Origin of the sequence: Actinomarinicola tropica, from assembly GCF_009650215.1 — a bacterium.
GTDB lineage: Bacteria > Actinomycetota > Acidimicrobiia > Acidimicrobiales > SKKL01 > Actinomarinicola > Actinomarinicola tropica.
In genome coordinates this window covers 203,213-225,171 of the sequence record NZ_CP045851.1, presented here as the reverse complement: position 1 = coordinate 225,171, position 21,959 = coordinate 203,213, and the positions used below count along the sequence as shown (strand labels likewise).

The following is a 21,959-nucleotide window of genomic DNA, read 5'->3' as shown; positions in this document are numbered from 1 at the left end:
CTCCCGCGGTACCGTGGCAGGCGACACACCCGAAGAGGGAGAGCGGCGATGGGCGGAGCGGCGGACGACGGGCGTGGAGGTGCCCCCGAGGCGGTGGTGGAGCTCCAGCCGGCGGAACCGGGGCGAGGGCTCCCCCGCTGGGCGCCGACGGCGATCTTCGCCGCGCTCGTGCTGCTCATCGGCGTCGTCGTCGCCGCACAGGACCCCGGCGCCGACGACCCGGGCACCGATGACGACCTGACCGAGGACCTGGCGTTCGAGCTCGACGGGGCCACGGCCGTCGGCGGGCCCCGCGACGGCCTCGACTCCCTGCGCCTGCCGGTCCAGGCGACACCCGCCCAGGGGCTCGTCGACGGCCAGACGGTGACGGTCAGCGGCTCGGGCTTCCCTCCGAGCCGCAACCTCGGCATCGTGATGTGCACGCCGCTCGGGCCGTCGTCGATCGGTGGGGTCGACAACTGCCAGATCTCGCCGTACACCGCCGTGACGTCGGACGCCCAGGGCAACTTCAGCGCCGAGCACCCGGTGCGCCGCTACGTCACCCTCGCCAACGGCGTGCACGACTGCGCCCAGGCGCCGCCCGAGGGCTCCACCCACACCTGCGTCGTCGCGGTCGGCGCGATCGACGACTACGACCAGTCGGGCACCATCGGCGTCCACTTCGACCCCGACGTCCCGGGCACGCCGCCGCTGTCGATCCACATGGACCCGCAGGGCCCGGTGTCGGTCGGCGACACGCTCACCGTCACCGTCGAGAACGCCGCGCCGGGCTCGTCCTGGTGGGTCGACGTCTGCGGCCAGGGCGAGGGCGGCGAGGTCGACCAGTGGGGGCATCCCACCTACGTGTCGGCGTGCGCCTCCGGTGCCGAGGCCTACACGTTCTGCGCCGTGGGCGGAGAGCCGGCGTGTGCGTCACCGGGCGGCACCGAGGTGGTCGCCGGGCCCGACGGCACGGCGACGTTCTCCCTCCCCGCGCCGGCCAGCATCGCGGGGGCCGACGGCGTCGTCGACTGCCGGTCGCTCACCAGCTTCTGCGAGGTCGTCGTCCGCGACGGCGACACGAACGGCCGCTCGTTCCCGGTGCTGCTGCACGAGGTCGCCGACGCGTCGTCCCCGCCGTCGACCGCCGTCCCACCCCACGTCACCGACACGACCATGAGCACCGAGACCACGACCATCGGCCCGGACGAGGGCGTGACGACGGAGACGACGGTGATGCCGACCACCACGGTCCCCGGCGACTGATCCGCCGGCGTCCCTGACGCCGAGGGAGCCGGTCCTCGCGCGGCCGGGTTCGACGAACCTCGGACCGATCCGGTGGCCGTCGGCAGATGCTCTCGCCGGCGCTACGGCAGGGGCACGGCCACGAGGACGGGCACGGCGTCGCGGGCGACCTCGATGAGGTAGCCGGGCAGGATGCCGATGGCGATGGTGGCGACGATGGCGATGCCGATGGCGGTGCCCGCCGGCAGCGGGATCGAGACCCGCGGGCCCTCGACCGGCTCCTCGCCGTCGTGGTCGCCGCCCGACAGGTACATGGCGACGACGATGCGGAGGTACAGCACCGCGGCGATCACCGAGGCGACCATGGCGGCGAGCGCCAGCCAGTAGGAGCGGGCGTCGACCGCCGCGGCGATCACGTAGAACTTGGCGAAGAAGCCCGACGTCAGCGGCACCCCGGCCTGGGCGAGCAGGAACACCGTGAGCGCGAGCGCCAGCCCGGGGCGGCTGCGGGCGAGGCCGCGGATGTCGTCGAGCGACGTGCGGGCGTCGCCGTTGCCGCTGACCAGGCTCACGACGCCGAAGCTGCCGGCCACGAGGAACACGTAGGAGGCCAGGTAGAACAGCGCCGCCTGGATGCCCTGGGGCGTGTCGGCCTGCACCGCGACGAGCACGAAGCCGGCGTGGTTGATCGACGAGTAGGCGAGCATCCGCTTGATGTCGGTCTGGACGACGGCGAGCGCGGCGCCGACGACCATCGTGAGGATGGCGATGGCGTAGACGATCGGCTGCCAGTCGACGGCCTCGGTCGACAGGGCCAGGTGGAAGACCCGGATCAGCCCGCCGAAGGCCGCCACCTTCACCGCCGAGGCCATGAACGCGGTGACCGGCGTCGGCGCGCCCTGGTAGACGTCCGGCGTCCAGCCCTGGAACGGCACGGCGGAGATCTTGAAGGCGAAGCCGACGAGCAGCAGCGCCATGCCGAGGAGGAGGACGGCGTTCTGGAGCAGCACCGAACCGGCGAGGAACGACGCCATCTCGACCAGGTTGGTGGTGCCGGTGGCGCCGTAGACCATCGCGATGCCGTACAGGAAGAACGCCGAGGAGAAGGCGCCGACGATGAAGTACTTGAAGCCCGCCTCCTGGGAATCGACGCGGCGGCGGTGCATCGCGGCCATGACGTAGATGGCGATCGAGAGGGCCTCGAGCCCGATGAACATGACGATGAGGTCGTTGGCCGACGCCATCAGCGCCCCGCCGGCGGCGGAGAGCAGCAGCAGGGCGTACATCTCGACCCCGTCCATCTCCTCGCGGCGCATGTAGTCGTCGAGGAGCAGCGCGGCGAGGATCACGGACACGGCGATGAGCCCGGTGGCGAGCACCGAGAACCCGTCGATCCCGATGGCGCCGCCCACCGCGGTGAGCGGACCCCGTTCGGGGTCCTGGACCCGCTGCCACACCGGCACGCAGGCGACGATGGTGGCGAGGCCGACGAGCACGGTGGCCGCGGCGTTGACGCCGGGGGCCGACATGCCCTTCACGAGCGAGCTGATGGTGAGCAGCAGCACGCCGCCGGCGCCGAGGATGAGCAGCGGCACGAGGGCCGACCACTGCACCTCGGGAGTGGCGAGTGGCGTGACGTCACCGACCTGGGCGAGGAGCATGGCGATCACTCGTGCACCTCCTCGTCGTCGGCCGAGCCGTCCTCGGCGTGGTCGGCCTCCTCCGCGTGGTCCTCACCGTGGACGTCGGACAGCTCGACGTCCTCGGTGGCCTCGGGTCCGCTGGTGGACGTGAAGTCGGGGACCTCGCGCTCGATGTGGGCGACGAGGGCGTCGACGGCCGGCTCCATGCGCTCGAGCACGGGCTTCGGGTAGACGCCCATGAACACGATGAGGCCGAGCAGCGGGACCATCACGAGGCCCTCGGTCCACCGCAGCTCGCGGAAGTCCGCGTTGGCCTCGTCGGGGGTGCCGTGGAACACCCGCTGGTAGGCCCAGAGCAGGTAGATGGCGGCGAGGATGACGCCGGCGGCGGCCACGACCGCCCACCACCGGGCGGAGGCGAAGGCGCCGATGAGCGTGAGGAACTCGCCGACGAAGCCGTTCAGGCCGGGCACGCCGATCGAGGACAGCATCACGACGGTGAACACGGCCGCGAACACCGGGGCCGCCTTCTGGAGGCCGCGGAGCTCGGCGATCTGGCGGGTGTGGCGACGCTCGTAGATCCAGCCGACGAGGATGAACAGCGCGCCGGTGGAGATGCCGTGGTTGACCATCTGGAGGATGCCGCCCTCGAGGCCCTCGGCGTTCAGGGCGAAGATGCCGAGCACGATGAAGCCCATGTGGGCGACCGAGGAGTAGGCGACGAGCCGCTTGAGGTCCTTCTGCATCGCGGCGACGGCGGCGCCGTAGATGATGCCGGCCACGCCGAGGGTGAGGAAGAGCGGGGCGAAGAACACCGCGGCCTCGGGGAAGAGGAAGAGGCCGAAGCGGATGAAGCCGTAGGTGCCGAGCTTCAGCATCACCGCGGCGAGGATCACCGAGCCCGCGGTGGGCGCCTCGGTGTGGGCGTCGGGGAGCCACGTGTGCACCGGGAAGATCGGGACCTTCACCGCGAACGCGATGGCGAAGGCGAGGAACAGCCAGCGCGCCGTGTTCTGGGCGATGGCCGGGTTGGTGGCGATCTCGACGATGTCGAAGGTGACGGCGCTGCCGTTGCCCTGGGCGTTCAGCAGCACGGTGGCGAGGATGGCCACGAGCATGAACGCCGAGCCGAACATCGTGTAGAGGAAGAACTTCATCGCCGCGTAGACGCGGTTTCCGTGACCCCAGCTCCCGATGAGGAAGTACATCGGGACGAGCACGATCTCGAAGAAGACGAAGAACATGAACAGGTCGAGGGCGAGGAACACACCCATCGACCCGGCCTCGAGCAGCAGGATCCAGGCGTAGTACGGCTTCGGGTCGTGGCCCGGTGACGACGCCAGCAGGGCGATCGGGAAGATCACCGCGGTGAGCACGACGAGGAACAGCGAGATGCCGTCCACGCCGAGCGCCCACGAGATGCCGAAGTCGGAGATCCAGCTCTGGCGGGAGACGAACTGGAAGCCCGCGTCGGCGGTGTCGAAGGCGGCCAGCACGTAGACGGCGACCGCACCGGTGGCCATCGTGGTGAGCAGCGCCGTCATCCGGATCGACTCCGGACGCCGGCGGGGCAGCACGGCCACGAGCAGCGCGCCGAACGCCGGGAGGACCACGAGCGCGGTGAGCAGCGGGAAGGGCTGCGCTGCCGCGAAGGTGGCGAGAGAGGTCACGGTGGAGGTCATCTAGAAGCTCGCCCTCGTCAGGAACCAGACAGCGACCAGCACGGCGCCGAGTCCGATGGCGAGCGCGTAGGTGCGGACGAATCCGGTCTGGACGGTGCGCAGCGCCGTGCCGCCGGCGCGGACGCCGGTGGCGACGCCGTTGACGGCACCGTCGATGATCGTGCGGTCGAACCACGCCGCGGCCTCGAACAGCTTGCGGCCGGGGCCGTCGACGAGGCGGGCGTAGGTGGAGTCGATCCACCACCCCTGGGCGAAGGCGTCCTGCTCGATCGCCCTGTGGTCGACGCGCCGTTGCACGTAGACGACGAAGGCGAGCGCGAGGCCGACCAGGGTGAGACCGATCGAGAAGATGGCGATGAAGACCTTCTCGCCGGTGGAGAAGTCCGGGTGGGCGGCGCTCCCGAACAGCGACGGCTCGAGCCAGCGGTCGAGGAAGTGGAGGTCCGGGGTGAAGGGCAGGTTGAGCCCACCGCCGAGCAGCGCCGCGGTGGCGAGGACCACGAGCGGCAGGGTCATCGTCCACGGCGACTCGTGGGGCCGGAAGTCGTCGGGCAGGTGGCGCTCGACGTGCTCGGCCACGTCCTCCGCCGGGGCGTCCTCGGACTCCGGCTCGACCTCGGCGTCCTCGTGGCCGCCCGGCGCAGCGGCCGCCGCGGGCTCGAGCGGCTCGTGCCAGCGGGGCTCGCCGAAGAAGACCATGATCACCTGGCGGGTCATGTAGAAGGCGGTGAGCAGGGCGGCGAGGGAGCCGATGGCCCAGATGGCCTTCGAGTCGGCCCAGGCGTAGAGGAGGATCTCGTCCTTCGACCAGAAGCCGGAGAACGGCGGGACGCCGGCGATGGCGAGCCAGCCGACGATGAAGGTGCCGGCGGTGATCGGCATGTAGCGGTAGAGCCCGCCCATCCGGCGCATGTCCTGCTCCTCGTGCATGCCGTGGATGACCGAGCCGGACCCGAGGAACAGCAGTGCCTTGAAGAAGGCGTGGGTGATGACGTGGAAGAGCGCCGCGACGTAGGCGCCCGACCCGATGGCGAAGAACATGAAGCCGAGCTGGCTGACGGTCGAGTAGGCCAGCACCTTCTTGATGTCGTTCTGCGAGATGGCGATCGTGGCCGCCACGAGCGCCGTGAGCACGCCGACCCAGGAGATGACGGTGGGCACCCAGTCGTAGGAGGCGGCGACCACCGGGCTGACCCGGAAGAAGAGGTAGACGCCGGCGGTGACCATCGTGGCCGCGTGGATGAGCGCCGACACGGGGGTGGGACCGGCCATGGCGTCGGGGAGCCAGACGAACAGGGGCAGCTGCGCCGACTTGCCGGTGGCGCCGACGAAGAGCAGCAGGGCGATCCCCGTGGCGGTGACGGCGGCGAGCGACCCGGTGACCGACGCCGAGATGAGGTCGGCGTAGGAGAGCGAGCCGATCGTGGCGAAGGCCAGGAACATCGCGACCATGAAGCCCCAGTCACCGATGCGGTTGGTGACGAAGGCCTTCTTGCCGGCGGTGGCGTTCTCCTCGCTCGTGAACCAGAACGAGATGAGCAGGTACGAACAGGTGCCCACGCCCTCCCAGCCGAGGAAGGTCATGAGCATGTTGTCGCCGAGGACGAGCACGAGCATCGACGCGGCGAACAGGTTCAGGTAGAGGAAGAACTTCGAGAAGTTCGGGTCCCCGTGCATGTACCCGATCGAGTACAGGTGGATCAGGGTGGCGACGCCGGTGACGAAGAGCGCCATCGTGATCGACAGCGGGTCGACGAGGAACCCGGCGTCGACGCTGAGGTTGCCCGCCGGCACCCACTCGAAGAGCGTCTGGGTGAAGAAGCGGTCGGCGCCGGGTCGGTCGACGAGGCCGACGAACACCACCACGGTGGCGAGGAACGAGCCGCCCATCGCCGCGGTGGCGAGCCACCCGGCGAGGGGCTCGCCGAGGCGCCGGCCCGCCACCACGAGGGTGAGGAAGCCGGCGAGCGGGAGGGCAGGGATGAGCCAGACGAGGTCGAGCATGGTCGGGGGTCAGCCTTTGAGGAGCGCGATGTCGTCGGCGGTGGCCCCCGGCCGGCGGCGCATGATGGCCACGATGATGGCGAGCCCGACCACCACCTCGACGGCGGCGACGACGAGCACGAAGAACACGACGGTCTGACCGCCGATGTCGCCGAGCATCCGGGAGAAGGTCACGAACGTGAGGTTCACGGCGTTGAGCATGAGCTCGACGCACATGAACATCACGAGCGGGTTGCGGCGGACGAGCAGCCCGACGCCGCCGATCGTGAAGAGCAGCGCGGACAGGACGAGGTACCAGGTGCCGGTCACCTCCATCAGGACGACACCTCCTCGTCGGTCGGACGGGTGCTCTCGTTGCTCACCTTGCGCACGAGGACCACGGCGCCGACCACCGCGATGGTGAGCAGCAGTGCGGTGGCCTCGAAGGCGAGGACGTGGTTGGTGAACAGGTCGCGCCCGATGAGCACGATGTTGGGATCGAGGCCCTGGTCGAACAGGAGCGACCCCCGCTGGCCGGTGAGCGTCCGCTCCCCGGCGAGGAGGGCGACGAGCACGACGGCGAGGAAGGCCGCGCCGCCGGCGATGGCCGCCCAGCGCTGCCCACGGAGGGGCTCGATCCGCAGGTCCTCGTCGCGGTCGACGCCGAGCAGCATCATCACGAACAGGAAGAGCACGACGATGGCGCCGGCGTAGACGATCACCTGCACCGCCGCCAGGAAGTGCGCGTCCTGGGCGATGAACAGGACCGCGATGCCGAACAGCGTGGCGACGAGGCTGAGCGCGGCGCGGGTGGTGTTGGGCGTGAGGATCACCCCGAGGGCGCCGCCGAGGACGACGACGCCGGCGATGGCGAAGACGATGAGCTCGACCATCAGTGGTGGCCCCCGTGGCCGTGGTCGTCGTGGTGGTCGGCGGCAGCGGCCTGGGCCGCGGCCTCGGCGGCGGCGCGGTCCTCGGCCTCGCCCCGCTGGCCCCGCTCGGGTCGGCGGACGCCGAAGCCGAGCTCGCCCGACCAGCTGACCTCACCGACGTAGTCGGCGTCGCCGTTGGGGGACGTGGCGCGCACCCACGCCGAGGAGTGCTCCTCCTCGCCCGGGCGCCAGTCCTCCCAGGGGAGGTGGCGGGGCATGCCCTGGTCGTCGACCAGGAGCTCGTCCTTGGTGTAGATGGCGTCGGCCCGGTTGGTGAACGAGAACTCGAAGAGCTTCGTCTCGGTGATCGCCTCGGTGGGGCAGGCCTCGACGCACAGGTCGCAGTGGATGCACCGGAGGTAGTTGATCTCGTAGACGTAGCCGTAGCGCTCTCCGGGCGAGACCGGGTCGTCGACGGGGTTGTCGGCGCCGCGCACGTAGATGCAGCGGGCCGGGCACACGCCGGCGCACAGCTCGCAGCCGATGCACTTCTCCATGCCGTCCTCGTACTTGTTGAGGACGTGGCGGCCGTGGAGGCGCTGCGCCTTCTCGCGCTTGGCGTCGGGGTAGTTGACGGTGACCGTCTCACCGGTCGACGTGCGCTTGAAGAGCTTCCCGAAGGTGACGGCGAACCCGTCGAGGACTCCCATCAGCTCACCTCCTCGCTGACGCGGGCTCGGCGGGCGGTGCTGATCGCCGTGGTGAGCAGCGCGGTGCCGAGGAACAGCACACCGAGGGAGATCAGGATGACGATCGCCAGGTTCCAGTCCTGGTCGCGGCCGACCTGGATGGTGGCGAGCAGCAGCAGCCAGCCGAGCGAGAGCGGGATGAGGACCTTCCACCCGAGGTCCATCAGCTGGTCGTAGCGGAACCGGGGCAGCGTGGCGCGGGTCCACACCGCGGCGAACAGGAACACGAGCACCTTCAGCACGAACCACACGGTGGGCAGCACCGGGTGCAGGAACGACGGGCCGAAGATCGGGCCCGCCGGGCCGCCGAGGAAGAGGGTCACCATGATCGAGGACATGGTGATGAGGTTCATGTACTCGGCCAGGTAGAAGTGCCCGAAGCGGATCGAGCTGTACTCGGTGTTGTAGCCACCGGTGAGCTCCTGCTCGGCCTCGACGAGGTCGAAGGGCGTGCGGGCGAGCTCAGCGGTGGCGGCGATGAGGAAGATCACGAACGGGACGACGCCGGTGACGACGAGGTTCCAGCTCGGGACGATGCCGAGCCACCCCTCCCCCGCCTGCGAGGCGACGATGTCGTGGGTCGACAGGCTGCCCGAGACGATGAGCACCGAGACGAGCGAGAGGCCGAGGGCCGCCTCGTAGGAGATCGCCTGGGCGGTGGCCCGCACGCCGGAGATCAGCGGGTACTTCGACCCCGACGACCAGCCGGCGAGCATCATGCCGTAGACCCCGATCGAGGACATGGCGAGCAGCAGCAGGAAGCCGACCTGGGGGTCGGCCAGCTGGAAGTAGGTGTCGCGCCCGAACCACGACACGACGCCGCCCTTGTCCTGGAAGTCACCGCCGAGGGGCACGATCGAGAACGACAGGAACGCCGGCACCATCGCGAGGAACGGCGCCACCGCGAAGATGATGCGGTCGGCCTTCGACGGGATGAGGTCCTGCTTGAAGATGAGCTTGATGCCGTCGGCGAGGGTCTGGAGGATGCCGAACGGGCCGGCGAGGTTCGGGCCCACGCGGTTCTGGAGGTCGGCGATGAGCTTGCGCTCGAACCAGATCATCAAGATGACGGCGCCGAGCATGACGCCGAAGGTGACGACGGTCTTGAAGAGGACGATGAGGACCTCTTCGAGACCGATGCCGCCGACGAGGAGCGGGTCGCCGAACATCTACAGCACCTCGACCCGGACGTCGGTGGCCACCGCAGTGGCGTCGAGCAGCTCGTGGACCCGGGCGTTGGACTGGTTGGCGTTGACCGCCGCCCGTCCGCGCGGCACCCGCACGTCGGGGTGCACCGGCAGCACGACCGAGCCCGAGGGCGACGTCACCCGCACCTCGGTGCCCGCTGCGACGCCGACCTTGTCGAAGTCGGCGGGGTGGAGCCGCACGGCGGGTCCGGCGGCGAGGTGGTTGAGCGACGGCGAGTGCGTGAGCTGGGTGCCCCGGTCGTAGAGGGTGCGGACGGTCACGAGGCGGAGACTGTAGGCGTCGACGGGACCGGGGACGGCGGTGGCCGCGGGGGCGACGAACCGCAGCGCCTCGGGCCGGGCGGGGCCGGGGCTGACCGGCGACGACGGGTCGTCGGCCTCCGGGCGGTCGCCGGCGTCGCCCTCGGCGACGGCCTCCTCGACCTGCTCGGCGACCTGCTCGCCCAGCTCGGCGCCCTCGGCCGCGTCGGTGGTCGTGTCGATGGGCTCGGCCGCCTCGTCGGTGCCGGGTGCGATGTCGCCCGGGGCGTCGGGGTCCGACGGCGGCATGTTGCCGTCCGCAGGCGGGGCGGAGGCGTCGGCGTCGGGGCTGGCGGCCTCGACCTCGTCGACCTCGGAGGTGCGCACGCCGCCGATGCTGACCTCGGTGGGGGCGGGCGGCACGACCACGCCGTCGGCGTTGGCCCGGCGCCGCAGGACGTCGAGGCTGACCCCGGCGTGCACGCCCGAGACCTGGAGGACCTCGTTCCAGATGTCCTCGGGCGACTCGAAGCCGAGGTCGGCGCCGAGGCGGCGGGCGATGCTCACCGCGATCGACCAGTCGGGCTGCGCGGATCCCGGCGGGGTGACCCGCTGGGCGAGGACCGAGACGCGGCCCTCGATGTTGGTGGTGGTGCCGTCGGTCTCGGCGAAGCCGGCGACGGGCAGCACGACGTCGGCCTTGGCGACCGAGTCGGTGACGAAGCGGTCGAGCGCGACGACCGTGCGGGCACCGGCGAGGGCCCGGGCGGCGAGGTCGGCGTCGGGGAAGTCGGCGAGGGGGTCGGCCCCGAGCAGCACGAGCGTGTCGATGCGACCCTCGGCGGCGGCGGTGAGGATGCCGGCGGCGTCGAGTCCGGCGCTCGACGGCGCGGACTCCCAGGTGTCGAGGATCCAGTCGCGACCGTCCTCGAGCAGGACGCGTCCGGGCAGCAGGCCCGGGGCGAGCCCCATGTCGAGCGCGCCCATGACGTTGGAGCGGCGCAGGCCGGGGAGGAAGCGGGCGTCGGGGCAGGCGTCGTGGAGGACGGCGGCGGCCTCGACGGTGACGTCGGCCGACTCGGCGAGCGAGCCGCGGCCGACGACGATCGTGAGCGGGCCGTCGGTGCGCAGCAGCTCGGCGGCCGACACGAGCGCGTCGGGCTCGACGCCGCCGACGGCCTTCGCGGTGTCGCCGTCGAGGAGGGCCCGCACGACCTCGGCGGTGTGGCCGGGCGTGGGGTGGACCGACGCCGCGGCGAGCGACGAGAGCCCGGTGGCGGTCGGGGTGATCTCGACGAGCCGCGCCCCGTCGTGGACGACGGCGTGGCGCAACCGGAGGAAGAGGACCGGCAGGGTCTCCTTCGGGTCCGGGCCGAGGAGCACGATGGTGCCGCCCGGCGTGCAGGCCTGGTCGATGGTGGCGCGGGGCAGGCCGAGCACGAGGTCGGCGGGCAGGCCGTCGCCGAGCTGCGCATCGACGTTGTCGGTGCCGATGACGCCCTTGGCCAGCTTGGCCCAGGCGTAGGCGCTCTCGTTGGTGAGGCGGCTGCCGCCGAGGACGGCGACGCTCTCGGGGCCGGACCCGGCGATCGCGGAGGAGATGGCGTCGGCCGCGGCGTCGAGCGCCTCGGCCCAGCGGACCGGTGCGAGCTCGCCGTCGGCGGCGCGGCGGAGCGGGGCGGCGATGCGGTCCTCGCTGTGGATGCTCTCGAAGCCGAAGCGGCCCTTGTCGCAGAGCCAGCTCCAGTTGACCGGGTCGGAGTCGACGCCCTCGTACCGCAGGACGCGGTTGCGCGAGGTCTGCACGGTGATGCGGCAGCCGACCGAGCACGACTGGCAGGTCGACTCCTCCTTCTCCAGGTCCCACGGACGGGCCTTGAAGCGGTACGGCGTCGCGGTGAGCGCGCCGACCGGGCAGATCTGGACCGTGTTGCCCGAGAAGTACGAGGCGAAGGGGTCGTCGGGGAAGGTGTTGACCTGGGTCGCGTTGCCCCGGTCGATGAAGTGGATGAGCGGGTCGCCGGCGACCTCGTCGGCGAAGCGGGTGCAGCGGTCGCAGAGGATGCAGCGCTCGCGGTCGAGGGTGACGATCGGGCTGATCGGGATCGGCTTCTCGAAGTGGCGCTTCTCCTCGACGAACCGGCTCTCGCCGGGCCCGTGCGAGTAGGCCTGGTCCTGGAGGGGGCACTCGCCGCCCTTGTCGCAGACCGGGCAGTCGAGCGGGTGGTTGATGAGCAGGTGCTCGAGGACGCCCTCCTGCACCTGCTTCGAGAGCTCGGAGTCGGTGTCGACGACCATGCCGTCGGAGACCTTGAGCATGCACGAGGGCTGGAGCGCCATGCCGCGGCCGGTGTCGACCTCGACGATGCACTGGCGGCACTTGCCGACCGCGGTCATCCGCGGGTGGTAGCAGAACCGGGGGATGTAGACCCCGTGGCGCTCGGCGGCGTCGATCAGCTGCTCGTCCTTGCGGACGTCGACCTCCTTGCCGTTGAGCGTGATGCGCACGGTGTCGGTGGCGGGGCGGACGTCGCTCATGCGCCACCTCCGGCACTGGTGGCGGTGCCGACGGTGACCGGGATCGGCGCGGGCCCGTCGCCGTTGGCGGCGACCTTGGCCTCGAACTCGTCGGGGAAGAGCGTGAGCGCCGAGTGGATGGCCGTGTAGGCCGACGGTCCGACGAAGCAGATCGTGGTCATCTTGAACGGGAAGGGCTGGGCCTCCAGCCCGAGGCGCTCCGAGGCCGCGTGGGGGAACGGGTCGGGGCAGATCGTGCGACCGGCCTCGAACAGCATGTCGAGGTCTCGGCGGGTGCCGTGTCCCTTCACGACCCGGTCGAGGATGCGCTCGAGCCACGTGGCGCCCTCACGGCAGGGCGTGCACTGCCCGCAGGACTCGTGGGCGTAGAAGCGGACGAGGGTGAGCGAGGCGGCGGGGACGTCGGTGGTCTCGTCCATGACCATCACCGCGCCGGAACCGAGCATCGAGCCGGCGGCGCCCACCGGGCGGGATTCGAACGGCAGGTCGAGCTGCTCGGGCAGGAACCACGGAGCGGAGCCGCCGCCGGGGACGAACGCCTTCAGCTCGCGGTCGCCGCGGATCCCGCCGCAGAACTCCTCGCCGTAGATGATGTCCCGGAAGGTGGTCGTGCCGTTGACGATCTCGAACACGCCGGGGCGCTTCACGTGGCCGGACACCGCGACCATGCGGGTGCCGGGCGACGTCTCGGTGCCGATCTTCACGTACTCGGCGGCGCCGTTGCGCATGATCCACGACAGGTTGGAGATCGTCTCGACGTTGTTGACGATCGTGGGCTTGCCGTAGAGGCCGATGGCGGCCGGGAAGTACGGGGGCTTCAGCCGCGGCTCGCCGCGGTTGCCCTCGAGGCTCTCGATGAGGGCGGTCTCCTCGCCGACGACGTAGGCGCCCGCACCCCAGTGCAGGACGATGTCGACCGAGAAGTCGGTGCCGAGGATGTTCTTGCCGATGTAGCCGGCGGCGTAGGCCTCGTTGAGCGCGGTGGCGACCCGCTCGTGGGCGAGCGGCATCTCGCCGCGGATGTAGAGGAACACCTGCGAGAGCCCGACCGCGTAGGCCGCGATGAGGCAGCCCTCGATGAGCTGGTGGGGGTCGCGCTCCATCAGGAGGCGGTCCTTGTAGGTGCCCGGCTCGGACTCGTCGCCGTTGACGACGAGGTAGCGCGGGTACACGCCGTCGGGCATGAGGCCCCACTTGACACCGGCGGGGAAGCCGGCGCCGCCGCGGCCGAGCACGGTGGCGCCGCGGACCTCGTCGTGGACCTGGGCCGGGGTCATGTCGAGCGCCTTGCGCAGGCCCTCATAGCCCTCGGTCGCGTGGTAGCGCTCGAGGGTGTAGGAGTCCTCGTGGGGGAAGCGCGCGGTGACGATGCGGGGGCGGTCGCCGTCGTCGTAGTAGCCGGGCGCGTAGGGGTAGGTGCCGCCGGCGGTCATCGGCTCGCCTCGTCGGTCTCGGTGTCGGGGGCGGGCATCCACGCCGGCGCGCCGGTGACCGCTTCGGGGGCGACGGGCTGCACCCAGCGGTCGGCCGGGATCCTCTGGCGGACCCGGCCGAGCGTGCCGTGGTCGGGGATGTCGTCGGTCAGCGACCCGGAGCGCAGGTCGTCGAGCAACGTGTCGAGCTCGTCCGGGGTGACGCGGTACTGGTGGCGGTAGTTCACCTGGAGGCACGGGGCCTCGGTGCACGCCGCCTGGCACTCGGCCCGCTCGAGGGTGATCGCACCGTCCTCGGTGGTGCCGCCGACGCGCACGCCGAGGCGCTCCTCGGCCCGCTCGATCAGCTCGTCGGCGCCGAGCAGGGCGCACGACATCGTGCCGCAGATGTTCACGACGTAGCGGCCGACGGGGTGGAACTTGAACATCTCGTAGAAGCTGGCCGTGCCGAGGACCTGGGCCGGCGTGACGCCGACCAGCTCGGCGAGGTGCTCCATGGCGTCCTCGGTGACGTAGCCGTCCTGCTCCTGGGCCAGGTGGAGCAGCGGGATGAGCGCCGACTTCTTGCGCGGGTAGCGGGCGATGATCTCGCGGGCGAGCGCGAGGTTCGCCTCGTTCAGGCGGGCCACTAGCGGTCGACCTCCCCGAGGATCGGGTCGACCGAGGAGATGATGGCGACGGCGTCGGCGATGAAGCGGTCGTGCATGAGGTGCGGGAGGGTCTGGAGGTTCACGAACGACGGCCCCCGGATGTGCATGCGCATCGGCTTCGAGGACCCATCCGACACGATGTAGCAGCCGAGCTCGCCCCGGGGCGATTCGACGGCGGCGTAGGCCTCCCCCTCGGGCACCTTGAAGCCCTCGGTGAAGATCTTGAAGTGGTGGATGAGCGCCTCCATCGACTGGTCGATGCGGGCGCGGGGCGGCGGCGTGACCTTCTTGTCCTGCACCCGGTAGTCGCCCTCGGGCATCTTGTCGAGGATCTGGCGGACGATCTTCAGCGACTCGCGGATCTCCTGGAGGCGGATCGCGTAGCGGTCGAAGCAGTCGCCGTAGGTGCCGACGATGACGTCGAAGTCGACCTCGTCGTAGGCGAGGTACGGCATGTCGTGGCGGAGGTCCCAGGCGTAGCCGGTGGAGCGGAGCAGAGGACCCGTCGTGCCGAGGGCCAGCGCCTCCTCGGTGGTGAGCACGCCGACGCCCTGGAGGCGGTTGCGCCAGATCGGCTGTCCGGTGAGGAGGGTGTCGTACTCGTCCAGCCGGTCCGGGAGCATGTCGAGCAGCCGGAGGACGTCGTCACGCCAGCCGTCGGGCAGGTCGGCAGCCACACCGCCGGGGCGGATGTAGTTGTGGTTCATCCGCAGGCCGGTGACCTTCTCGAAGAAGCGGAGGACCTCCTCGCGCTCGCGCCAGCCGTAGATCATCATCGAGACAGCGCCGAGGTCCATGCCGTTGGTGGCCATGAACAGCAGGTGCGACGAGATCCGATTGAGCTCGCACATGAGCATGCGGATCCAGGTGGCCCGGGGCGGGATCTCGACGCCGAGGAGCGTCTCGGTGGCGAGGCTGAACACCAGCTCGTTGAACAGCGGCGACGCGTAGTCCATCCGCGTGGTGTTGGTGGGGCCCTGGAGGTAGGTGAGGTCCTCGCCCGTCTTCTCCATGCCGGTGTGGAGGTAGCCGATCACCGGCTTGGTGCGCAGGACCTGCTCGCCCTTGAGCTCGACCATGAGGCGCAGCACGCCGTGGGTCGACGGGTGCTGCGGGCCCATGTTGAGGATCATGGTGTCGTCGTCGCCGCCGCCCTCGTCCTGGTAGCGACGGGACTCGGCCTCCGACATGCGCAGGACCGCGCCGCGCTCGCGCAGCTCCTCGATGGCGCTGGTCCGGCCGCGCGCGAGCAGCTCCTGGGCGCCCTGGTCGAGTCCGCGTGGGATGTCGGTGGTGCTCATGAGGTCCGGTGGGGTCAGGGGTCGGGACGGAGCGCGGTGACGCTCAGCGGGGCGCCGGTGCGCCCTTGAACTGCACGGGGATGCGCCCGACGGCGTAGTCGCGGCGCAGCGGGTGGCCCTCCCAGTCCTCGGGCATGAGGATGCGGGTGAGGTCGGGGTGGCCCTCGAAGGTGATCCCGAACATGTCGAAGACCTCGCGCTCGAGGGCCTCGGTGCCCGGGTGGAGGTCGAAGAGGGTGGGGACGGTCGGGTCATCCTCGGGCACCTGGACCCGCAGGCGGATCCGGGCCTGCTCGACGTTGTTGATGAGCCCCACCACCAGCTCGAAGCGCTGCGGCTCGACGCCGGCGGGGAGGTCGGTGCGTCCGGGGTGCCGGAGGTAGTCGGCGGCGGTGACGTCGATGCACATGAGGTAGCCCTCGTCGAGCAGCGCGGCCACGAGGTCGTGGTACTCCTCGCGGCTCGGGTGCAGGACGGTCTCGCCTCGCGGCCGGGTGACCGGGACGCCGTGGAGCAGCTCGGGGCCCGGGTCGTCCTCCGCGGTGTCGGTGGGCTCGTCGGGATCGGTGTCGTCGGTGGTGAGGTTCTCGTCGGTCACGTCAGCGCCTCCCGAGGCTGACGGCGGCGTCGGCCTGGCCGTCGCGCTGGTCGACGTGGATCCCCGCGCCGGCGCCGGACTCCTCGCGGCGGCGGAAGATCTCGCCGCTCTGGATCTGGCCGTGCATCGTGAGGATGGCGTGCATCAAGGTCTCGGGCCCGGGTGGGCAGCCCGGGGCGTAGACGTCGACCGGCACGACCTGGTCGACGCCCTGCACGATGGCGTAGTTGTTGAACATGCCGCCGCTCGAGGCGCACACGCCCATCGAGATGACCCACTTGGGCTCGAGCATCTGGTCGTAGATCTGACGAAGGACCGGCGCCATCTTCTGCGACACCCGCCCGGCGACGATCATCACGTCGGCCTGGCGGGGGGAGGCCCGGAAGACCTCCATGCCGTAGCGGGCGAGGTCGTAGTGCGGACCGCCGGCGGCCATCATCTCGATGGCGCAGCACGCCAGGCCGAACTGGGCCGGCCAGGAGCTGCGGGCCCGGGACCACTGGATGAGGTCCTCGAGCTTGCCGGTGATGAAGTTGTGCTGGAGCCCGGCGAGCCCTTGCTCGCGGAACCTTCCGGCCGTGGCCATCACGCCACCTCCGTGGTCCGACCGTCGAGGCCGACCTTGCGGATCGTGCTGGTGGAGGTCCTGCCCGGGTCGACGACCTCCGACGCCTTCTCGACCCGCAGCGGGCCCCAGTCGAGGGCGCCCTTGCTGAGCAGGTACACGAACGACTCGAACACCGCGGCGGCGAAGATCACGATGGCGACGATGCCGAACAGCGAGAGCTCCCGGAAGACCGTGGCGAACGGGTACAGGAACACGACCTCGATGTCGAACACCACGAAGATCATGGCGATCAGGTAGAAGCGGACCGGGAAGCGCTCGGGCGTGTCCCGCTGGGGGACGATGCCGCTCTCGTAGGGGGACTCCTGCGCCGGGTAGGGACGCGGCGGGTTGAGCATCCGCGACATGAACACGTTGACGAACCCGAACAGGGCCGCCAGGACCCCGATGGCGACGAGCGGCAGGTACTGACCCACCGCGTCAGACCCCCGCGGTCACGGGTTCGGTCCGCGCCCGGTTCTCGGCCTCCATCTTGTCCCGGCGGTGCAGCGCGTTGGCGGTGATGCCGAACACCACCATGGAGAAGAACGTGAACACCGCGGGGAGGAGGCGGAGGTTGCCGATGTCGCGGATGAGGACGAGGTGGACCACGGGCTGGGTGGTGTCGGCCTCGGGCGTGGGCGGCGCCTCGCCGGGACCGGGCTCGCCCTGGTCGATGACCTGCTGGACCCGCACCACCGCGTAGTGGGTGGGGTGGGTGATGCGCAGGGTGTTGGTGACGCGGTTCGTGACCCGATCGACGACGCTGTCGCTCTCGCGATCGGGCTTCCCGCCCGTCTCGTGGGCGTCGAGGATGATGAAGTCGGCGGGCGACTCGAAGGAGCCGGCCTCGGTGAGGGTGTCGGTGGCCGCGGCCTGGAGCTCGCCGAAGGCCGGGTCGTCCTGGGCGATCAGCTCCCAGTCCTCGAGCGAGGGATCCTCCTGGAGCACCTCGGTGACGGCCCGCTCGGGTTCGCCCCAGTTGATCTCGGACGCCTGCCACGACGGGGCGTCGCCCACCCAGCCGATGCCGTACATCCACCAGATGATGCCCATGATGGACATCCAGCCGAAGAGGCCGGCGATGGCGAGGAGCAGGCCGGTGCGCACGCCGCTGTTGGTGGCGAGCAGCAGGTAGACCGAGCCGCAGAGGACGACGAAGCCGATGAGGACCGCGAGCATGCCGCGGATCTGCGGCTCCCACGAGATCGCCGCGATGGTGAGCTCGAACAGATCGGACACCTACAACCCCCGCTCGTACTCGACGACTGCCTCGATCTGCTGCGGGGTCAGCGTCTGGCCGAAGCCGGGCATGCGACCGCTCCCCTGTCCGTTCACGCCGTAGCCGATGCCGAACTCGGAACCGTCGGCGATGAACTGCGCGTGCTCCTCTGCCGAGGGGAAGCGACGCAACGTCGCGCCGTCCCGCAGCGAGAAGCCGATGGTGCCGCCACCGCCGGACGCCTGCGGATCGCCGTAGGACCAGCCCATCGTGTGGCAACGGGCGCAGGAGTAGGTGCCGGAGTCGGCGCCGCTGAACTGCCCGTAGTTGAAGACCGCCTCGCCGAGGCTGGCGAACTCGCCCTCCTCGAGGGACCGGTCGATCTCCGCGGTGACCTGGGCCTGGAGCTCCTCGGGCTCGACGGCGATGACGTGGAGGTAGTCGACGAGGTTGTCGACCTGCTGGGTGGTCAGCGGACCGCCACCCGGCGTGCCCCACGCGGCCATCGGCGTGCCGGGCCGGCCGTAGTTGAGGATGTCGCGGATCTCGTCGTCGTCGTAGCGCAGGGTGACCGAGTTGAGCGCCGGCGCCTGCCACTGGACCTGGGCCACGAACTCGCCGTCGGAGTCGAGCAGGATGTGGCTCCGGACGCCGCCGCCGCCGTTGGCGCCGTGGCAGTCGGCGCAGCCGAGGCCACCGGCCTCCGACGGGGCGTACAGGCCGGCGCCGCGGTTGGCGAACACGCCGGTGTCGCTCTCGAAGTAGCGGATGGCGTTCTCCTGGCGGCCCGGCTCGGCCAGGGCGTAGAGCGGGAGGCCGACGGCGATCAGCGCGATGAGGGCGAGGGCCATGAGCAGGACGCGGTCGAGGACCCGCCCCTCGAGCTCCTCGTCGGGGTAATACGCCTTGCGGTTCGGTGCGAGCTCGATCTCGCTACCGAGCTCGGGCCGGGCGGCGCGGCTGTTGAACCACAGCAGCACCACGCCGCCGACGGCGAGCAGCACGACGATGACCATGCCCACGGTGCGCTGGGTGTTGGCCAGCACCGCTCCCGCGACAGGTTCGAGCACGTTCAGCTTCTCCATTGATCAGTGGCCGCCCGCGGCGCCGACGCAGTTCGGGCCCTCGGCCTCCTGGCCGGTGGTGTTCGTGCCGAGCGGCGGGCCCTGGATGATCGTGCCGGTGTCGACGACGAAGTTGCCGCCCTCGACGGCCATGGCGAACCGGTCCATGCCGCGAGGGGCGGGGCCGCCCTTGTACTCGCCGACCTGGTTGTACTGCGAGCCGTGGCAGCCGCACTCGAACCACTGCGAGGTGGCGCACTCGGGGACGCGGCAACCGAGGTGCGGGCAGGTCTGCCAGAGGGCGATCAGCCCGGCCTCCATGCCGGCGAGCTCGGGCGGCGAGTAGACGGACTCGGCCTTGGGGAGGGCCGACGCCGGGTACTCGGTGATCCACAGGCGACCCTCGGGCCGGTAGAGGAAGCCGTTGTTCGCCTGGATCTCGGACTTGAGCTCGTCGACGTTGCCGAAGTTGATGCGGGAGCCGAAGCCGCCGCTGCCCGACGGCCACAGGAAGGAGATGGCGGCGGTGCCGAAGCCGGAGATGCCGAGGATCATGAAGCCGACGATGCTGCGGTTGAAGAACTGCCGGCGGCTGACGCCGACCATCTCGTCGTCCGGCGGCGTCCATGCCACCGGCGGGGCGGACTCGACCTTCTCGATCTCGGTCGAGGGGGCGGTGGCGGCGGTCTCGTAGCTGCGGCCGCGCGCCACCTCGGCCGAGGTCTCGGCGTCGCGGGTGCGCCGCTGGCGGTCGCGGTCGCGCCTGAGCGTCTCCCGGGACAGCTCGCCGACCGCGAGGTCGGTGTCGCGACGCCGGGCGGCGGCGATGACACCGACGCCGGCGAGGACGACGAGGGCAACGATGGCGATGACGATGGCTGGGTTCATCGGGAGCCTCCGATCACAGCTCGAAGAAGAGGCCTTCGGACCACGGGAACACGAAGTTGAAGCCCGGGCCTCGGAAGAATGAGCCGATCATGGTGAGAACCGCCCAGAACATGAGGAACATGGTGAAGATGGAGACCGCGAACTTGCGGTCCTCCGGCTTGTTGCTCGGGTTCTGGTCGATGTAGGGGGCGAGGATCAGCAAGAAGATGCCGACACCGGGGATGGTCACGCCGGCCACCATCGGGTGGAACATGGCGAGGAGCTCCTGGAGGCCGAGGAAGTACCACGGGGCCTTGGAGGGGTTCGGCGTCTGGTTCGGGTTCGCCAGCGTGAGCAGCGGGGCGTTGACGAACACCGAGAAGACGAAGAGGAAGGCCGTGAGGGCCAGGGCGGCGACGAACTCGACCGCCAGCAGGTGGGGCCAGGTGTGGACCTTGTCCTGCGGGGTGGCCTTGACGTCCTGGATGGAGCCGGACTTGACGACGGTGAGGAGGCGCTGGGTGTGCCCGCCGGGACCGGTGGCGACCGGAGCCGGCGCCGTGGCCACGCCACCGCCGCCTGCGCCGGCGGCCGGGGCCTCGGCCGTCGCGACCGCGCCGCCGCCTGCAGCGCCACCACCGGCGGCGCGCTCCTTGGCGGCCCGGCTGCGCTCGAGCAGGTGGGCGGGGATGCGGCTGTCACCGGCCGACGCCGCGGGGGCCGCGCCGGCGTCGGCGGGCGCGCCCTCGGCGGCCGGCGCAGCGTCGCCACCACCGGCCTTCTTGGCTTCGGCCTTCTTGCGGGCCTCCTCGGCCCGCTTGCGAAGGTGCTCGGGGATCTCTGTCATCGACTCTCTCTCCCGGACGGCCTAGAGCGGGCCCGAGATGCCTCCGTCCTTGCGCACCCGCCAGAAGTGGATCGCCATGAAGATGACGATCACGAACGGCAGCATCAGCACGTGCAGCACGTACCACCGCACGAGGGTGTCCGATCCGATCTCGGCGCCGCCGAGGAGCACGAAGCGGACCTGGTCACCGAACACCGGCGTGTAGCCCATCATGTTCGTGCCCACGGTGACCGCCCAGAGGGCGAGCTGGTCCCACGGGAGCAGGTAGCCGGTGAAGGACAGCAGCAGGGTGAGCGTGAGGAGGATCACGCCGATCACCCAGTTGAACTCCCGCGGCGGCTTGTAGGCCCCGTGGTAGAAGACCCGCGCCATGTGGAGGAACACCGAGAGCACCATCAGGTGGGCGCCCCACCGGTGCATGTTCCGCACGAGCAGGCCGAAGGTGACCGAGGTCTGGAGGGCGTACATGTCGTCCCAGGCCTGGGCCGCCTCGGGGCGGTAGAAGAACATCAGGAAGATGCCGGTGACCGTCAGCAGGATGAAGAGGAAGAAGCTGAGGCCGCCGAGGCAGAGCGTGTAGCTCACCTTGACCGCGTGCCGCTTCACCTTCACCGGGTGGAGGTGGTACAGCACGCTGTTCATGATCACGTAGGACCGGTTCCTGGGGCTGTCCGAGTAGCCCTTCCGGAAGATCGACCCGGGCCGGAAGATCGAGTTCCACGCCTGGGAACCCTGGACCCGGTCGGTCAGCTCGGTCACCTTGTCCTGCATCGAGGTCGCCACTGGGCGGTTACTCCCTCACTCGTTCCGTGTCGCTCAGCCCAGCCGCATCCCGTAGCCGTAGCCATGGGTGTTGGTGCGCTGGTGGGGATCGCCGTTGGGGTCGGGGTCACCGATGCGACCGAGGATGATGACCCCGGTCGGGCACCGGTCGACGCACAGCGCGCAGCGGGTGCACACGTCGTCGTCGATGGTGAAGATCACGTGGTCGCTCGGGTCGGTGCCGGGCAGCTCGGTGCCGACGGCCTCGTCGATCGCCGAGGTCTGCACCATGTGGATGCACTTCCACGGGCAGATGTCGACGCAGCCCTCGCACATGATGCACTCGGACTGGTCGATGTGGATGAACTGCTTCGGCTTGACGGCCTTCGAGAGCCAGGCGGCGTCGACCTCCTGGAGGACGTAGTCGTCCCGGAAGACCGGCATCGGCGGGTTGGCGTCGGTCTTGGCCACG

General features: G+C 70.5%; 21 protein-coding genes. 1 reads left to right on the top strand and 20 read right to left on the bottom strand.

Annotation, left to right across the window (positions count from 1 at the left end; translation table 11 throughout):
- Positions 1 to 48 precede the first annotated feature (48 nt).
- Positions 49 to 1,245, top strand: coding sequence for a neocarzinostatin apoprotein domain-containing protein (locus GH723_RS01080; RefSeq protein WP_153757920.1), 1,197 nt, complete (start codon positions 49 to 51; stop codon positions 1,243 to 1,245).
- A 101-nt stretch (positions 1,246 to 1,346) separates the two neighbouring features.
- Here GH723_RS01080 and GH723_RS01075 read toward each other — a convergent pair whose 3' ends face one another.
- The 20 genes from GH723_RS01075 to GH723_RS00980 form a co-directional block, all read right to left on the bottom strand.
- A complete protein-coding gene (locus tag GH723_RS01075) occupies positions 1,347 to 2,885 on the bottom strand; it encodes an NADH-quinone oxidoreductase subunit N (RefSeq protein WP_229023238.1) in 1,539 nt (512 codons plus the stop codon).
- Positions 2,886 to 2,890: 5 nt separating this feature from the next.
- Positions 2,891 to 4,549, bottom strand: coding sequence for an NADH-quinone oxidoreductase subunit M (locus GH723_RS01070; RefSeq protein ID WP_153757918.1), 1,659 nt, complete (start codon positions 4,547 to 4,549; stop codon positions 2,891 to 2,893).
- A complete protein-coding gene (nuoL, locus tag GH723_RS01065) occupies positions 4,550 to 6,553 on the bottom strand; it encodes an NADH-quinone oxidoreductase subunit L (protein WP_153757917.1) in 2,004 nt (667 codons plus the stop codon). It abuts the gene before it with no gap.
- A gap of 9 nt (positions 6,554 to 6,562) precedes the next feature.
- Entirely contained in the window at positions 6,563 to 6,868 is a 306-nt protein-coding gene (nuoK, locus tag GH723_RS01060) for an NADH-quinone oxidoreductase subunit NuoK (protein WP_195210450.1), read from the bottom strand.
- Positions 6,868 to 7,425 carry an NADH-quinone oxidoreductase subunit J gene (locus GH723_RS01055; protein ID WP_153757916.1) on the bottom strand — a complete coding sequence of 186 codons (558 nt, stop codon included), beginning with the start codon at positions 7,423 to 7,425 and terminating at the stop codon, positions 6,868 to 6,870. Before GH723_RS01055 ends, nuoK begins: the two co-directional genes overlap by 1 nt.
- Positions 7,425 to 8,114 carry an NADH-quinone oxidoreductase subunit NuoI gene (nuoI, locus tag GH723_RS01050; RefSeq protein WP_153757915.1) on the bottom strand — a complete coding sequence of 230 codons (690 nt, stop codon included), beginning with the start codon at positions 8,112 to 8,114 and terminating at the stop codon, positions 7,425 to 7,427. Before nuoI ends, GH723_RS01055 begins: the two co-directional genes overlap by 1 nt.
- Complete coding sequence (nuoH, locus tag GH723_RS01045) at positions 8,114 to 9,322, bottom strand: NADH-quinone oxidoreductase subunit NuoH (RefSeq protein WP_153757914.1); 1,209 nt, start codon at positions 9,320 to 9,322, stop codon at positions 8,114 to 8,116. The genes nuoI and nuoH overlap by 1 nt, the downstream gene beginning before the upstream one ends.
- Positions 9,323 to 12,139 carry an NADH-quinone oxidoreductase subunit NuoG gene (gene nuoG, locus GH723_RS01040; RefSeq protein ID WP_153757913.1) on the bottom strand — a complete coding sequence of 939 codons (2,817 nt, stop codon included), beginning with the start codon at positions 12,137 to 12,139 and terminating at the stop codon, positions 9,323 to 9,325.
- Positions 12,136 to 13,572, bottom strand: coding sequence for an NADH-quinone oxidoreductase subunit NuoF (gene nuoF / locus GH723_RS01035; protein ID WP_153757912.1), 1,437 nt, complete (start codon positions 13,570 to 13,572; stop codon positions 12,136 to 12,138). Before nuoF ends, nuoG begins: the two co-directional genes overlap by 4 nt.
- Complete coding sequence (locus GH723_RS01030; RefSeq protein ID WP_153757911.1) at positions 13,569 to 14,201, bottom strand: NADH-quinone oxidoreductase subunit NuoE family protein; 633 nt, start codon at positions 14,199 to 14,201, stop codon at positions 13,569 to 13,571. The genes nuoF and GH723_RS01030 overlap by 4 nt, the downstream gene beginning before the upstream one ends.
- On the bottom strand, positions 14,201 to 15,412 hold the full coding sequence (locus GH723_RS01025) for an NADH-quinone oxidoreductase subunit D (protein ID WP_407650255.1): 1,212 nt from the start codon (positions 15,410 to 15,412) through the stop codon (positions 14,201 to 14,203). Before GH723_RS01025 ends, GH723_RS01030 begins: the two co-directional genes overlap by 1 nt.
- A gap of 154 nt (positions 15,413 to 15,566) precedes the next feature.
- Complete coding sequence (locus GH723_RS01020) at positions 15,567 to 16,121, bottom strand: NADH-quinone oxidoreductase subunit C (protein WP_229022949.1); 555 nt, start codon at positions 16,119 to 16,121, stop codon at positions 15,567 to 15,569.
- 1 nt (position 16,122) lies between these two features.
- Positions 16,123 to 16,707 carry an NADH-quinone oxidoreductase subunit B gene (locus GH723_RS01015; protein WP_153757909.1) on the bottom strand — a complete coding sequence of 195 codons (585 nt, stop codon included), beginning with the start codon at positions 16,705 to 16,707 and terminating at the stop codon, positions 16,123 to 16,125.
- The gene (locus tag GH723_RS01010; RefSeq protein WP_153757908.1) at positions 16,707 to 17,162 is read right to left on the bottom strand and encodes an NADH-quinone oxidoreductase subunit A; all 456 of its coding nucleotides are present in this window, start codon (positions 17,160 to 17,162) and stop codon (positions 16,707 to 16,709) included. Before GH723_RS01010 ends, GH723_RS01015 begins: the two co-directional genes overlap by 1 nt.
- A 4-nt stretch (positions 17,163 to 17,166) precedes the next feature.
- Entirely contained in the window at positions 17,167 to 17,967 is an 801-nt protein-coding gene (locus GH723_RS01005; protein WP_153757907.1) for a hypothetical protein, read from the bottom strand.
- Entirely contained in the window at positions 17,968 to 19,017 is a 1,050-nt protein-coding gene (locus GH723_RS01000) for a c-type cytochrome (RefSeq protein WP_195210449.1), read from the bottom strand.
- 18 nt (positions 19,018 to 19,035) lie between these two features.
- On the bottom strand, positions 19,036 to 19,899 hold the full coding sequence (locus GH723_RS00995) for a ubiquinol-cytochrome c reductase iron-sulfur subunit (protein ID WP_153757905.1): 864 nt from the start codon (positions 19,897 to 19,899) through the stop codon (positions 19,036 to 19,038).
- Between the two features lie 13 nt (positions 19,900 to 19,912).
- Positions 19,913 to 20,725, bottom strand: coding sequence for a cytochrome b family protein (locus tag GH723_RS00990; protein WP_153757904.1), 813 nt, complete (start codon positions 20,723 to 20,725; stop codon positions 19,913 to 19,915).
- A 21-nt stretch (positions 20,726 to 20,746) separates the two neighbouring features.
- On the bottom strand, positions 20,747 to 21,496 hold the full coding sequence (gene extP / locus GH723_RS00985; RefSeq protein ID WP_153757903.1) for a selenite/tellurite reduction operon b-type cytochrome ExtP: 750 nt from the start codon (positions 21,494 to 21,496) through the stop codon (positions 20,747 to 20,749).
- Positions 21,497 to 21,541: 45 nt separating this feature from the next.
- The gene (locus tag GH723_RS00980; RefSeq protein ID WP_153757902.1) at positions 21,542 to 21,958 is read right to left on the bottom strand and encodes a DUF362 domain-containing protein; all 417 of its coding nucleotides are present in this window, start codon (positions 21,956 to 21,958) and stop codon (positions 21,542 to 21,544) included.
- Between the last annotated feature and the right edge of the window lies 1 nt (position 21,959).

What these genes read in the sequence shown, in the direction of transcription:
- GH723_RS01015 (WP_153757909.1), bottom strand. Translation starts at nt 16,707, where the DNA reads ATGGCCACGGCCGGAAGGTTCCGCGAGCAAGGGCTCGCCGGGCTCCAG.
- GH723_RS01080 (WP_153757920.1), top strand. Translation starts at nt 49, where the DNA reads ATGGGCGGAGCGGCGGACGACGGGCGTGGAGGTGCCCCCGAGGCGGTG.
- nuoG (WP_153757913.1), bottom strand. Translation starts at nt 12,139, where the DNA reads ATGAGCGACGTCCGCCCCGCCACCGACACCGTGCGCATCACGCTCAAC.
- nuoL (WP_153757917.1), bottom strand. Translation starts at nt 6,553, where the DNA reads ATGCTCGACCTCGTCTGGCTCATCCCTGCCCTCCCGCTCGCCGGCTTC.
- nuoF (WP_153757912.1), bottom strand. Translation starts at nt 13,572, where the DNA reads ATGACCGCCGGCGGCACCTACCCCTACGCGCCCGGCTACTACGACGAC.
- GH723_RS01055 (WP_153757916.1), bottom strand. Translation starts at nt 7,425, where the DNA reads ATGGTCGAGCTCATCGTCTTCGCCATCGCCGGCGTCGTCGTCCTCGGC.
- nuoI (WP_153757915.1), bottom strand. Translation starts at nt 8,114, where the DNA reads ATGGGAGTCCTCGACGGGTTCGCCGTCACCTTCGGGAAGCTCTTCAAG.
- extP (WP_153757903.1), bottom strand. Translation starts at nt 21,496, where the DNA reads ATGCAGGACAAGGTGACCGAGCTGACCGACCGGGTCCAGGGTTCCCAG.
- nuoH (WP_153757914.1), bottom strand. Translation starts at nt 9,322, where the DNA reads ATGTTCGGCGACCCGCTCCTCGTCGGCGGCATCGGTCTCGAAGAGGTC.
- GH723_RS01025 (WP_407650255.1), bottom strand. Translation starts at nt 15,412, where the DNA reads ATGTCGGAGGCCGAGTCCCGTCGCTACCAGGACGAGGGCGGCGGCGAC.
- nuoK (WP_195210450.1), bottom strand. Translation starts at nt 6,868, where the DNA reads ATGGAGGTGACCGGCACCTGGTACCTCGTCCTGTCCGCGCTGCTCTTC.
- GH723_RS01070 (WP_153757918.1), bottom strand. Translation starts at nt 4,549, where the DNA reads ATGACCTCCACCGTGACCTCTCTCGCCACCTTCGCGGCAGCGCAGCCC.
- GH723_RS01075 (WP_229023238.1), bottom strand. Translation starts at nt 2,885, where the DNA reads ATGCTCCTCGCCCAGGTCGGTGACGTCACGCCACTCGCCACTCCCGAG.
- GH723_RS00990 (WP_153757904.1), bottom strand. Translation starts at nt 20,725, where the DNA reads ATGACAGAGATCCCCGAGCACCTTCGCAAGCGGGCCGAGGAGGCCCGC.
- GH723_RS00995 (WP_153757905.1), bottom strand. Translation starts at nt 19,899, where the DNA reads ATGAACCCAGCCATCGTCATCGCCATCGTTGCCCTCGTCGTCCTCGCC.